This window comes from Streptomyces sp. NPDC048507 (assembly GCF_043199995.1).
Lineage (GTDB): Bacteria > Actinomycetota > Actinomycetes > Streptomycetales > Streptomycetaceae > Streptomyces.
Window position 1 is genome coordinate 698,023 of sequence record NZ_JBICWZ010000001.1, and the last position, 11,708, is coordinate 709,730.

Genomic DNA, 11,708 nt, shown 5'->3' on the forward strand with positions numbered 1-11,708 from the left:
TCATGTACGTCGCGGACAGTCGCGGTACCCCCGCGCCCGCCGTGGCCCCCGAGACACCGGCCGTCGCCCCGGGCACCCGCCCGGGGCGGCGCGCCGCCCTCGCCCCCACGGTCCTCGCCCTCGGCACGGTCAGCCTGATCACCGACGTCTCCTCCGAGATGGTCACCGCCGTGCTCCCGCTCTACCTCGTCGCCGGACTGGGCCTCTCCCCGCTCGGATTCGGACTGCTCGACGGCCTCTACAACGGGGTCAGCGCCCTGGTCCGGCTCACCGGAGGCCACCTCGGCGACCGCTTCGGCCGCCACAAGGCCCTCGCCGGCCTCGGCTACGGCCTCTCCGCCGCGTGCAAGCCGCTCCTGCTGCTCGCGCACACCCTGCCCGCCATCGGCGCCGTCCTCGCCCTCGACCGCACCGGCAAGGGCCTGCGCACCGCCCCGCGCGACGCACTGATCTCGCTCGCCGCCGCCCCCGCGGAACGCGGCCGGGCCTTCGGCGTGCACCGGGCCATGGACACCGCCGGCGCGCTGATCGGGCCGCTCCTGGCCTTCCTCATCCTGCGCGGAGCCGCGGACGGCTACGACGCCGTCTTCACCGCCAGCGCCTGCGTCGCGGCCCTCGGCGTGCTGGTGCTGGTCCTCTTCGTACCGGGCCGCCGCGCCGTTCCCGCCCCCGCCGCCGGACCCGTTTCCCTGCGCGCCTCCCTCGGCCTGCTGCGCCGCCGAGACCTGCGCCGGATCAGCCTCGGCGCGCTGCTGCTCGGCCTGTGCACCGTCAGCGACGCCTTCGTCTTCCTGCTGCTCCAGCGGGCCACCGGCATCGCCGACCGCTGGTTCGCCCTGCTTCCGCTGGGCACCGCGGCCGCCTTCTTCCTGCTGGCGCTGCCCCTGGGCCGGCTCGCCGACCGCGTCGGCCGCCGCCGCGTCTTCCTCGGCGGACACCTCGCGCTGCTCCTCGTCTACGGACTCCTCCTGGTGGGCGGCACGCACCCCGCCCTGCCCTACGCGGTGCTCCTGCTGCACGGCGGCTTCTACGCCGCCACCGACGGCGTGCTCATGGCAGAGGCCGCCGGAGCCGTCCCCGAGGAACACCGGGGCGGCGGGCTCGCCCTCGTCCAGACCGGCCAGGCGCTCGCCCGGTTCGCGGCCTCCCTCGGCTTCGGCGCCGCCTGGACCGTGTGGGGGGCGCGCCCCGCCCTCGCCGTGGCCGCCGTCCTGCTCGCCGCAGCCGTCGCCTGCGTGGTCCGGCTCCGGCCCGACGACGCCTAGGCCGTCTCCTCCGGATCGGGCCCGCCCCGCCCCGCGCCGGCCGCCGCGGGCCCGACCTGGGGCCGTCGTCACTCCTTCGTCCCCTCCGCCGGCGCGACAGGACCGTGACGATCCGCCCCGGACGCCCCAACCGCTCCCCGAAAGGTCCCCATGTCCACGACACCCCCCGCGACACCCCCCGCGACACCCCCCGCGACACCCCCCACGGCGCCCTCCGGGCCGCCGCCGTCCGTGATGACCACGGGGCGGCGGATCCTGATCCTGGTCACGGCCGTCGTCCTGCTCGCGGCCGTCGGGGTGTTCGCCTTCGCCCGGGCCTCCTCGCGGGCCGAGGAGAAGAACCAGCCCCGCGCCGGCGGGCCGGCCGTCTCGCACGGGCCGGTCACCCTGGCCCCCTCCGACGGCGGGCGGCGCATCGTCTTCCGCAACATGGCCTGGGGCCCGTTCCGCGACGAGCTCGCCACCGTCCCGGCGGACGCGCCCGGGGGCCCCCGTACCGCCTCCGGGGTGAAGTGCCTGCGCTTCCACTCCGCCGCCGGCACCGGCATCTGCCTCCGCTCGGAGCAGGGCGCGGTGCAGGAGAGCTACCGGGCCGTCGTCCTCGACTCCCACCTCAAGGAGACCGCCAGCCGCCCCCTGGCCGGCATCCCCACCCGGGCCCGCGTCTCGCCCGGCGGCCACCTCGTCGCCTGGACGGTGTTCGTCGGCGGGGACTCGTACGCCGGGACGAACTTCTCCACCCGCACCTCGCTGCTCGACCTGCGCACCGGCCGCTACGACGCCTCGCTGGAGGACTTCACGATCCGCAAGGACGGTGCGGCGTACCGCAACGCCGACGTGAACTTCTGGGGGGTCACCTTCGCCGCCGACGAACAGACCTTCTACGCGACGCTCGCGACCGGCGGCAGCACCTACCTCGTCCGCGGCGACCTCGCCGCCCGTACGGTGACCACCCTGCGCGAGAACCTCGAATGCCCCTCGCTCTCCCCGGACGGGACCCGCCTGGTGTTCAAGAAGCGGGTGCCCGGGCTGCCGGCCGAGGCGCCGTGGCGGCTCTACGTCCTCGACCTGGCCACGATGGCGGAGACCCCGCTCGCCGAGGAGCGCAGCGTGGACGACCAGGTGGTGTGGACCGACGACCGGACGGTCGTCTACTCCCTGCCCGGCGACTTCGGCGCCGACCTCTACTCCCTGCCCGCCGACGGCGGCGGCGCCCCCGCCCGGCTGATGGACTCGGCCCTCGCCCCGGCCTTCCTCGGCTGAGCGCCGGGGAGGCCGGGGGAGGGCCGGGGCGGTAGCGGGCGAACGGCCCGCAGGACCGTTACGCCGGGATCAGCGTCTTGCGACGGCGCTTGCGGGGCTGGGCCCCCGACAGCCGCAGTTCGATCACGGAGCGCACACCGGGCCACTCCTCGTCCAGCACCGAATAGAAGGCCGTGCTGCGCACCGCGCCGTCCAGGCCCCGCGAATGCGCCCGGCGCACCCCTTCACAGGTGAAACCGAGCCGTTCCATCGCCGCCCGCGAGCGCCCGTTGCGGGCGTCCGCGCGCAGTGAGATGCGGCGCACGCCCCAGGTCTCGAAGGCATGGCGGAGCATGAGCAGTTTGGCCTCGGTGTTGATCCCGGTGCCCTGGGCGCCCGGCGACAGCCAGGTGTTCCCGATCTCGGCGGCATCGGGGACCGCGGTCGCCGGATCGCCGAAGGGGACCCCGGGCACCGCCGGCCAGACCAGCGGACCCTGCCAGTAGTCGAGTTCCAGGAACCGGGTCGAACCGACGACCCGCCCGTCAGTCGCTCTGACCACGGCGAACGCGAGCGATCGACCTGCTGCCTGTTCGGAAAGGGCGCGGTCGATGTACTCGTGGGACGCCTGCAACCCGTGCGGCACGGGAGTGAAGGCGTAAGTCGTACGATCCTCGGCCCCGGCCTTGGCCAGGGCCTCGGTGTGGTGGGGGGCGAGGGGCTCGAGCCGCACGGAGCGGCCGGCGAGGAGTACGGGTACGGGCACGGAGCCTTCGGTCCTTCTGGGCGGTGGGGTGGTTGCACAGTCTGCGCTCCTGACGTCACCCCCCGCGCAAAACGCGGGTGAAAGGCAACGGGCTGTCAGGTGAACGCGAGTGGCTCAATGTAGCCCCTTAAAGTCCTCTCATGAACCCCCAATTCGGCAATGGCGCGACATCGTTTTTCGATGACTTGGGTCCCCGCGACGGAGCGCCCGTAATCCTGATCCACGGACATCCGTTCAACCGTGCGATGTGGTCCCGCCAGACGGCTGCCCTGGCTTGCGCGGGCTACCGGGTCATAACCCCTGACCTGCGAGGATACGGAGAGAACCCGGCCTCGGCGGAGAAGACCCCGCTCGCGGACTTCGCCGACGACCTGGCCGCCCTGCTGGCCGGGCTGGGCATCGAACAGGCGGTCGTCGGCGGAGTGTCCATGGGCGGGCAGGTAGCGCTCGAGGTCAGGTTGCGCCACCCGGGTCTGGTACGGGCGCTCGTGCTCAGTGACACCTCCCCGGCGCCGGAGACCCCGCAGGGCGCGACGTTCCGCAGGGCGCTCGCCGAGCGGCTCCTCGCGGAGGGCATGGCGCCCTACGCCGAAGAGGTCATCGACAAGATGCTGGCGCCCTACAACGTCACCGGGCTGCCCGCGGCGGCCGCCGAGGTCGGCGCGATGATGCGGGCCACCGACCCGAAGGGGGCCGCCGCCGCCCTGCGCGGACGGGCCGAGCGGCCCGACTACCGGCCCGTGCTCGCCGCCCTGCCCGCGGCCGTGCCCTGCCTGGTGCTGGTCGGGGCCGACGACGTCTACACACCGGTGGCCGAGGCCGAGGCCATGTGCGCCCTCGTTCCGCACGCCCGGCTCGCCGTGATCGAGGGGGCCGGGCACCTGCCGGGCGTCGAGCGGCCCGAGGAGTTCAACCGGGCCCTGCTGGAGTTCCTCGCGGGCCTGTGAGGACGCTCCGCCGGACCGGCCGCGGACCGGCCGCGGACCGGCCGTCGGACCGGAGAGTGGCCCATCTGACACATCCCCGATTGGACCGCCCCGGCGGGCCGCCCGGCTGATCCAATGGGGCGGTGACGATACGGTTCCTGCCCGCGCCCGGCGCGCCGCGCCGCCTGGCCGCCGCCCAGTTGGCCAACTCCGTCGGCGACGGCGCCTACTACGTGTGCTCCGCGCTCTACTTCACCGGCGTCGTCGGCCTCTCGCCCGCCCGGATCGGCCTGGGCCTGACCCTCGCCTGGGCCGTCGGCTCGGTCGCCGGGGTTCCGCTGGGGGCCCTGGCCGACCGGCGGGGACCGCGCGGCACCTCCGTACTGCTGGCGCTGGCCACCGCCGGATCGGTGGCCTCCTTCCTGTTCGTCCGCTCCTTCGGGGCGTTCCTGTGCGCCGTGGTCCTCTACGCCGTTTCCCAGTGCGGGCTCGCGGCCGCCCGGCAGGCCCTGCTGGCGGGCCTCGTCCCCCCGGCGGAGCGGACCGGCCTGCTCGCCCACCTCCAGTCCACGCTCAACGCCGGACTGGCGCTCGGCGCGGCCCTCGGGGGACTGGCGCTCGGGGCCGGCACCGAGACGGCCTACCTCGTCGTCTTCGCCCTGGACGCGGTCGGCTTCCTGGTCTGCGCGGCCCTGCTGCTGGGCCTGCCCGCGGTGGCCCCCGTCCCCGGGCGGACGGCGGGGGAGCCCCGGCTGGCGGTGCTCCGCGACCGGCCGTACGCGCTGGTGACCCTGCTCAACGCCGTCCTGCTGCTGCGGATGCCGCTGCTGAGCCTGGCCATCCCGCTGTGGATCGTGGAGCGGACCGAGGCCCCGGGGTGGCTGGTGTCGGCGCTCTTCGTGCTCAACACCCTCGCCGTCATGCTGTTCCAGGTGCGGACGGCCCGGGGCGTGAGCGACCTCGACAGTGCCGGGCGGGCCCTGCGGACCTCCGGGCTGCTGATGGCCCTGTCCTGCGCCGTCTTCGCCGCCGCCGCGCTGCCGACGGCCGGGTGGGTGGCGGCGGCGCTGCTCGTGGCGGGCGCGGTGCTCCAGGCCGACGCCGAGATGCGGCAGTCGGCCGGGTCCTGGCAGATCGGCTTCTCGCTGGCCCCGGCCGAGCGGATGGGCCAGTACCAGGGCTTCTTCGGCACCGGGGTGCCCGTGGCCCGCACCCTGGGGCCGATGCTGCTGACCGCGCTGCTCCTGCTGTGGGGGATCCCCGGCTGGCTGCTGCTCGGCGCCGTGCTGCTGGCCGCCTCGTACGCGATGGGCCCGGCGGCCCGCCGGGCGAGCGCTGCCCGTGGTCCGGCCCCGGCCCCGGCCGCCGACGGGGCGCCCGCGTAGGGACGGGATGCGGGTCTTTCGCCGCCCGCCCGGAGTCCAATGGCGGTCCGGGCGGGGCGGCCGTCCGTGTCAGCCTGTCCGGAGGGTGGTGCGCAGCCGGTAGCGGTCCCCGCTGTACTCCACCGTCGACAGCAGCAGGGGCCGCTGATCGCGCGTGTACACGGTCTGCCCGAGGACGAGCACGGGCGCGCCCGGGGCGATCCCGAGGTGCCCGGCGAGCGTCTCGTCGGCGGTCCGCGCCTCGATGGTGGCCTCGGCGCGCTCCGGGGACACGCCCCAGCGGCGCAGCTCGTTGAAGAGGGACGCCTCGCGGAAGTCGCTGCGGTCCAGGCCGGGCGCGAGTTCCGCGACGAGCAGGGTGCGGTCCAGGGCGATCCGTACGTCGTTGAGCAGACGTACGCGCTCCAGGCGCATCAGCGGGGTCCCGGCCGGGACCCCGAGGCGTTCCGCGTCGTCGAGCGTGGCGGCCACCGTGTCGTGGCGCAGCACCAGCGAGCCGGGGCGCATGTGCTTGCGGCGGGCGGTGGCGGTGAAGGACTCCAGGTCCTCGGGCCAGTCCCGGGCAGGCGCGGGGGCGGTGGGCGCGCACACGAACCAGCCCCGGCCGTGCGAGGAGGTGACCAGCCCCTGGTCCACCAGGTGGGAGAGGGCCCGGCGCAGGGTGACGCGGGAGACGTCCAGCCGGGTGCAGAGCTCGCGCTCGGGCGGCAGCCTGCTGCCCTCGGACAGGCCCCGCCGGGCGATCTCCTCGCGGATCCGGTCGGCGGCGCGCGCCCAGAGCGGCTCGGCGCCGCCGTCCTGGAGGGCCGGGGGCGCGGTGCCGGGGGAGGCGTCGTCGGTCATGAGCAAGACCATACCACCTGCTACCAGTTGGTTCGGGACCGAAGGCCTGCATGGAGGGGGACCTTCGATACCCCTTCGCCCACACCGACAAGACCACACCAGACCACTATTGACCAGTAAGAAACCACTAAGTACGTTCGAGGCGTCCCCACCCCCTCGACGAGGAGTACGCGATGAGTACGGCCACCGCACCGGCCGCCGGCAAGAAGCCGGCCCGGATCATGCCGGTCATGCAGCGCATCGGCCGGAGCCTGATGCTGCCCGTGGCCACCCTGCCCGCAGCCGCGCTGCTGACCCGGCTCGGCGGGGCCGACCTGCTCGGCCGCGAGAACTTCCCGCTGCTGGTGCGCAAGCTCGCCATCGTCCTCGCGGCCGCCGGTGACACCGTCTTCACCAACCTGCCGCTGCTCTTCGCCGTCGGCGTGGCCATCGGCTTCGCCAAGAAGGCCGACGGGTCCACGGCCCTGGCCGCGGTGGTCGGCTACCTGGTCTTCAAGGCTGTCCTCGCGAGCCCCGCCTTCCCCAAGGGCGCCGACGGCGAGCCCCTGGACGCCAAGGTGCTCGGCGGCATCGTGATGGGACTGCTCGCCGCCCTCCTCTACCAGCGCTTCAGCCGCACCAAGCTGCCCGACTGGCTCGGCTTCTTCGGCGGGCGACGGCTCGTCCCGATCCTGAGCGCCTTCGCCGGCGTCGCCACCGGAGTGGTGTTCGGAGTGGTCTGGCCGACCGTCGGGAACTGGTTCTTCCAGTTCGGTGAGTGGCTGGTGGGCACCGGCGCCTGGGGCGCGGGCGTCTTCGGCCTCGTCGTACGGGCCCTCATCCCGATCGGGATGCACCACTTCTTCTCGTTCTTCCCCTGGTTCGAGGCGGGCAGCTTCGTGGATCCGGCCACCGGCGCCGAGGTCCACGGCGACATCCACCGCTTCCTCGCCGGCGACCCCGCCGCGGGCCAGTTCATGACCGGCGGCTTCCCGATCTACATGTTCGCGCTCCCGGCCGCCGCCATGGCCATCGCGCACACCGCCCGTCCCGAGAACCGCGCCATGGTCAAGGGCATGATGATCTCCGTCGCGCTGACCGCCTTCGTCACGGGCGTGACCGAGCCCATCGAGTTCGCGTTCATGTTCGTCGCGCCCGTCCTCTACGCCGTCCACGCCGTCCTGTTCGGCGTCTCCATGGCCCTGTGCTACGCCCTCGGCATCCGCGACGGCTTCGGTTTCTCCTCCGGCGCCATCGACTACGTCGTCAACTTCGGCATCGCCACCAAGCCGCTCCTGCTCATCCCGATCGGCCTGGCCTTCGCCGCCCTCTACTACGTGATCTTCCGCTTCGCCATCGTCAGGTTCGACCTGCCCACCCCGGGACGCGAACGCGATCCGGACGCCGAGGGCGCCAAGCCCGTCGGCCCCGACACGACCGGGACCCCGGGCGCCGACGGTCCGGGCTCCGGCGGGCCGGCCTCCGACGGGCCCCGGCCGCCGGCCGCCAAGGCCGACCCCGCCGTCCAGGCCGACGCCACCGCCTAGCCCGCCGCCGCACCCGCGTCCCGCCTTCCCCCCCACCGCCAGGAGCCACCCCATGTCCGCGTCCCGCATCACCTTCCTCCAGGGCCAGGCCGACCAGGGCGCCGCCCTCGCCCGGATCGCCGACCGCGTCCGCACGCAGCTCGCCTCCCCGGACCTGGCCGCGCTGCGCACGGCCCGCCGCCCCCTGTTCACCGGCATCGGAGCCTCGTACGCCGCCCTCGCGGTCCCCGTCCAGCAGCTGCGCGAGGCCGGAGTCGTCACCCAGCGCGTCCTGTCCAGCGAGATCGAGACCGGCACCGCGGGCTTCGACACCGACTGCCTGATCGCCGTCTCGCAGGGCGGCCGCAGTTCCGAGACCCTGGCCGCGTTCCACCAGGCCGCCCCCGGCGTCACCAGGGCCGCGCTGCTCAACGTCGTACCGTCCCCGCTCGGCGACCTCGCCGACCTCACCGTGGACCTCGGCAACGAACCCGACTCCTACGCCTCCACCATCGGCTACACCGGCACCCTCGTCGCCCTCGACCTGATCGCGGGGGTCCTGGCCGGCCGGGAGGGCGACCCCTGGGACTCCATCGCCGAGCGGACCACCGCGGTGCACCGGCAGGCCGCCGAGGTGGTGGCCGGGCTGCGCGGGCGCGGAGCGCGCTGCATCGCCTCCGACGGGGTCGCCGCGGGCGCCTCCCGGGCCTCCGCCGAGGAGGGCGCGCTGCTGCTGCGCGAGGTGGTGCGGATGACCGCCGCCCACTGTGCCACCCGCAACTACCTGCACGGCGAGATGGAGTCCGCGGGGAACACCCTGCACCTCGTCTACGGGGACGTCCGCGAGATCGAGCTGGCCCGCTCGCTCGCGGGGGCCGGCCACCTCACGCTGCTGATCACCACCGCCGACGTGGACGTCGCCGAGAACCTCTTCACCGTCCGGCTGCCGCGGACCGCCGACGCCGTCCGCGTCGTCCTGGAGACCGTGGTCCTCCAGGAACTGGTGGCCCAGCTCAGCGCCGAACGCGACGTGCCGATCGAATCGTTCGTCTTCGCCAACGACGACACGAAGGAGGGCGGCCTGGACATGTCCGACTTCGAGGTCGCGGCCTACACCCCGGCGACCTGACGCCACCGCCCCGCACCGCGCCCCCGTGGCCCCCACGGCCGACCCGGCCGCGGGGGCCACGGCCGTCTGCTGAGATCATCCGTCCCATGGACGACGTACTGCGGCGCCTGGCCGCCGTGGGCCCCTTCTTCACCGTCGCGTACGGCGAGGAACCGCCGGGGCCCGGGTTCCGGACGCTGGAGGCGCTGTACGGGGAGCACCTCGGCCCCTACGTCGCCGAGGTCGGGCGCCGGATCGGGAGCGGCCCGGGGCGGGTGGCGGCCTCGACCGCGCAGTTCGGGATCGCCTCCCGGCTGTGGTCGCTGGGGCTCGGCTGCGCCGCCCTCGCCGGACGGGTGCCCGACCTCGACCCGGCCCGGGTGGGGTGGCGGCTGCCCGGGGCCGGCTCGCTGGAACTGTGGCTGCCCGCCGCGGTGTCCCGGCCGGCCGGGGACCTCGGAGCGAGCGTGCTCGGGAACCTGGCCGTACTGGACCGCGCGCTGGGCGAACGGTACGGGGTCTCGGCGAAGGTGCTGCGCGGCAACGCCGCCTCCGGGCTGGTCGGGGCGCTGCGGGTGCTGCTCGACCGGGTGCCCGGCGGCCCGGCCGTGGACCTCGCGGGAGCGCTGCTCGCCGACGGGGGAGCACTGGCGGGCACCGGCACCTTCGTCCACGAGGAGGGGCTCGGGGTGGCCTTCGTGCGCCGCAGCTGCTGCCTCTACTACCGGGTGCCCGGCGGCGGGTACTGCGGGGACTGCGTACTGCGCACCCGGTAGCGCGGGGCCCGCGGCGGCCCGGACGCGCGAGGGGGCCGCCGGAGAACGGTTTCGCCGCTCTCCGACGGCCCCGACGTGCGGACCGGTGCCGGACCCTTCCTAGAAGGTGAGGCTCCAGGAGTCGATCTTGCCGGTGTCGCCGGCCGCGTTGTCGTTGACGCGCAGCTTCCAGGTGCCGGCGGCGACCTCGGAGGAGGCGTTGACGGTGTACGTCTGGTTGATGTTGTCGGTGCTGCCGCCGGCCCGGTTGTGGACCGTGTAGACGGTGCCGTCGGGGGCGACGAGGTCGACCTTCAGGTCACCGATGTAGGTGTGCGCGATGTTCACGCCCACCTTGAGGGCCGCCGGGGCGTTGCCGCTCACGCCGGAGACGGTGATCGGGCTCTCCACGGTGACGTTGTCGGCGATGGCGAAGTCCGCGGTGTTCTCGAAGTACTTGCCCGCCGGCGGGGTGGCGCCGACCGCCTTCAGGGCGTCGACCTGGCCCTCTCCGAAGAAGGAGTTGTTGGCGGTCGTACCGGTGCAGCGGCCGTCCGCCGGGCAGGCGATGTCGTTGGCCTGGGTGGCCAGCTTGTCGCGGATCTGCGCCGGGGTGATGCCCGGGTTGGCGCTGGCGATCAGCGCGGCGACGCCCACCACGTGCGGGGTGGCCATCGAGGTGCCGCTCTTGGTGCCGTACTTGCCGCCCGGCAGCGTCGAGTAGACGTCGCTGCCCGGCGCCGCGACGTCGATGACGCCCTGGCCGAAGTTGGAGAAGGAGGCCTTGGTGACGCCGGTGCCGTTCGCCGCGACCGTGACCACGCCCGGGAGTTCGGTCGGGATGTCCAGGCAGGCGTTGGTGATGGTGCGGGTGACCGGGGTCGAGTCGTTGGGGCTCGCGGTGTCGGTCGTCTTGTGGGCGAGGTCGTAGTTCTCGTTGCCCGCGGCCGCGATCTGGAGCGAGCCCTTGCTCTCCGCGTACTCCTGGGCGCGCTTGACGCCCTCGATGATGGCGGCCTGGTCGATGTTGTCCGGGCAGTTGAACTGCCACGGGTCGGTGTAGTAGCTGTTGTTGGTGACCTTGAAGCCGTGGTCACCGGCCCACACGAACCCGCAGATGGTGTTCTCGGCGAAGAAGAACGAGTTGCCCGGCTCGGCGACGCGGACCGCGGAGATCTTCACGCCCGGGGCCACGCCGACGACGCCCTTGCCGTTCTTGGCGGCCGCGATGGTGCCCGCGACGTGGGTGCCGTGGGTGTCCACGTCACGCCAGGCGCCGGCCCGGGTGTCGGGCTTGCCGTAGGCGCAGGACACCGAGTCGGCCGCGTTGAAGTTCGGGGCCAGGTCCTGGTGCTGGTCGTCGACACCGGTGTCCAGGACGCCGACCTTCACCGAGGCGGACCCGGTGGTGACGGCCCACGCCTGGTCGGCCTTGATCTGGCTCATGTCCGCGCGGACCGGCTCTCCGGCGGCCGTCGAGGACTGGGCCGGGTTGGCGGGCAGCGCCGGGTTGTAGGCGTCGGCCGGAACGTCCGAGGTCCGGGTGGCGCCGACCTTCTGTACGCCGCTGACCCCGCGCATGGTGGTCGCGAAGCTCGCGGAGGCCGAGTGGGCGACGGTCACGCCGATCGCGTCGAAGGACGAGAAGACCGTGCCGCCGTTGGCGGTGATGGCCGCGCGGATCGCGGAGCCGTCGCCGGGGGCGCTGATCACGAGGTAGGCGCGGGTGCCGGCGGCCCAGGTCGCACTCTGGGAAGCCGGGGCCGCAGCCTTGGGGGCGGCCGCCGGAGCGGAAGCCGGGGCGGAGCCGTTCGGAGAGACGGGAGCGGTGCCGGCGAGCGCGGCGGGGGCTCCGAAGGTGAGGGCGGCGCCGAGGGCGGCGGCCAGCACCAGACTGCGTCGGTGTCGGCCGG

Annotated in this window: 10 protein-coding genes; 7 read left to right on the forward strand and 3 right to left on the reverse strand. The window is 74.2% G+C overall.

Annotated features, from left to right (window positions below):
- Window positions 1–2: 2 nt before the first annotated feature.
- A complete protein-coding gene (locus ACGFXC_RS03250; protein ID WP_393708942.1) occupies window positions 3–1,265 on the forward strand; it encodes an MFS transporter in 1,263 nt (420 codons plus the stop codon).
- A gap of 234 nt (window positions 1,266–1,499) precedes the next feature.
- On the forward strand, window positions 1,500–2,528 hold the full coding sequence (locus ACGFXC_RS03255; RefSeq protein WP_393708944.1) for a TolB family protein: 1,029 nt from the start codon (window positions 1,500–1,502) through the stop codon (window positions 2,526–2,528).
- A gap of 58 nt (window positions 2,529–2,586) precedes the next feature.
- On the opposite strand, the gene ACGFXC_RS03260 is transcribed toward ACGFXC_RS03255, so the two are convergent.
- Window positions 2,587–3,273 carry a GNAT family N-acetyltransferase gene (locus ACGFXC_RS03260; protein WP_393708946.1) on the reverse strand — a complete coding sequence of 229 codons (687 nt, stop codon included), beginning with the start codon at window positions 3,271–3,273 and terminating at the stop codon, window positions 2,587–2,589.
- 140 nt (window positions 3,274–3,413) lie between these two features.
- On the opposite strand from ACGFXC_RS03260, the gene ACGFXC_RS03265 reads away from it, so the two are divergent.
- Both ACGFXC_RS03265 and ACGFXC_RS03270 read left to right on the forward strand, forming a co-directional pair.
- On the forward strand, window positions 3,414–4,220 hold the full coding sequence (locus ACGFXC_RS03265) for an alpha/beta fold hydrolase (protein WP_393708948.1): 807 nt from the start codon (window positions 3,414–3,416) through the stop codon (window positions 4,218–4,220).
- Between the two features lie 122 nt (window positions 4,221–4,342).
- Window positions 4,343–5,584: an MFS transporter gene (locus ACGFXC_RS03270; protein ID WP_393708950.1), complete on the forward strand. Its 1,242-nt coding sequence runs from the start codon at window positions 4,343–4,345 to the stop codon at window positions 5,582–5,584.
- 69 nt (window positions 5,585–5,653) lie between these two features.
- Here ACGFXC_RS03270 and ACGFXC_RS03275 read toward each other — a convergent pair whose 3' ends face one another.
- On the reverse strand, window positions 5,654–6,427 hold the full coding sequence (locus ACGFXC_RS03275) for a GntR family transcriptional regulator (protein WP_393708952.1): 774 nt from the start codon (window positions 6,425–6,427) through the stop codon (window positions 5,654–5,656).
- A 173-nt stretch (window positions 6,428–6,600) separates the two neighbouring features.
- On the opposite strand from ACGFXC_RS03275, the gene ACGFXC_RS03280 reads away from it, so the two are divergent.
- The 3 genes from ACGFXC_RS03280 (at window position 6,601) to ACGFXC_RS03290 (ending at window position 9,816) form a co-directional block, all read left to right on the forward strand.
- Window positions 6,601–7,953, forward strand: coding sequence for a PTS transporter subunit EIIC (locus ACGFXC_RS03280; RefSeq protein ID WP_393708954.1), 1,353 nt, complete (start codon window positions 6,601–6,603; stop codon window positions 7,951–7,953).
- A gap of 52 nt (window positions 7,954–8,005) precedes the next feature.
- Window positions 8,006–9,061, forward strand: coding sequence for an SIS domain-containing protein (locus ACGFXC_RS03285; RefSeq protein ID WP_393708956.1), 1,056 nt, complete (start codon window positions 8,006–8,008; stop codon window positions 9,059–9,061).
- Window positions 9,062–9,147: 86 nt separating this feature from the next.
- On the forward strand, window positions 9,148–9,816 hold the full coding sequence (locus tag ACGFXC_RS03290; RefSeq protein ID WP_393708958.1) for a (2Fe-2S)-binding protein: 669 nt from the start codon (window positions 9,148–9,150) through the stop codon (window positions 9,814–9,816).
- Between the two features lie 99 nt (window positions 9,817–9,915).
- Here ACGFXC_RS03290 and ACGFXC_RS03295 read toward each other — a convergent pair whose 3' ends face one another.
- Window positions 9,916–11,685 carry a S8 family serine peptidase gene (locus ACGFXC_RS03295; protein ID WP_393708959.1) on the reverse strand — a complete coding sequence of 590 codons (1,770 nt, stop codon included), beginning with the start codon at window positions 11,683–11,685 and terminating at the stop codon, window positions 9,916–9,918.
- Between the last annotated feature and the right edge of the window lie 23 nt (window positions 11,686–11,708).

Bases quoted from the DNA above. Each gene is read 5' to 3' on its own strand.
- ACGFXC_RS03250 (WP_393708942.1), top strand. From the start codon at position 3: ATGTACGTCGCGGACAGTCGCGGTACCCCCGCGCCCGCCGTGGCCCCC.
- ACGFXC_RS03255 (WP_393708944.1), top strand. From the start codon at position 1,500: ATGACCACGGGGCGGCGGATCCTGATCCTGGTCACGGCCGTCGTCCTG.
- ACGFXC_RS03265 (WP_393708948.1), top strand. From the start codon at position 3,414: ATGAACCCCCAATTCGGCAATGGCGCGACATCGTTTTTCGATGACTTG.
- ACGFXC_RS03275 (WP_393708952.1), bottom strand. From the start codon at position 6,427: ATGACCGACGACGCCTCCCCCGGCACCGCGCCCCCGGCCCTCCAGGAC.
- ACGFXC_RS03280 (WP_393708954.1), top strand. From the start codon at position 6,601: ATGAGTACGGCCACCGCACCGGCCGCCGGCAAGAAGCCGGCCCGGATC.
- ACGFXC_RS03285 (WP_393708956.1), top strand. From the start codon at position 8,006: ATGTCCGCGTCCCGCATCACCTTCCTCCAGGGCCAGGCCGACCAGGGC.
- ACGFXC_RS03290 (WP_393708958.1), top strand. From the start codon at position 9,148: ATGGACGACGTACTGCGGCGCCTGGCCGCCGTGGGCCCCTTCTTCACC.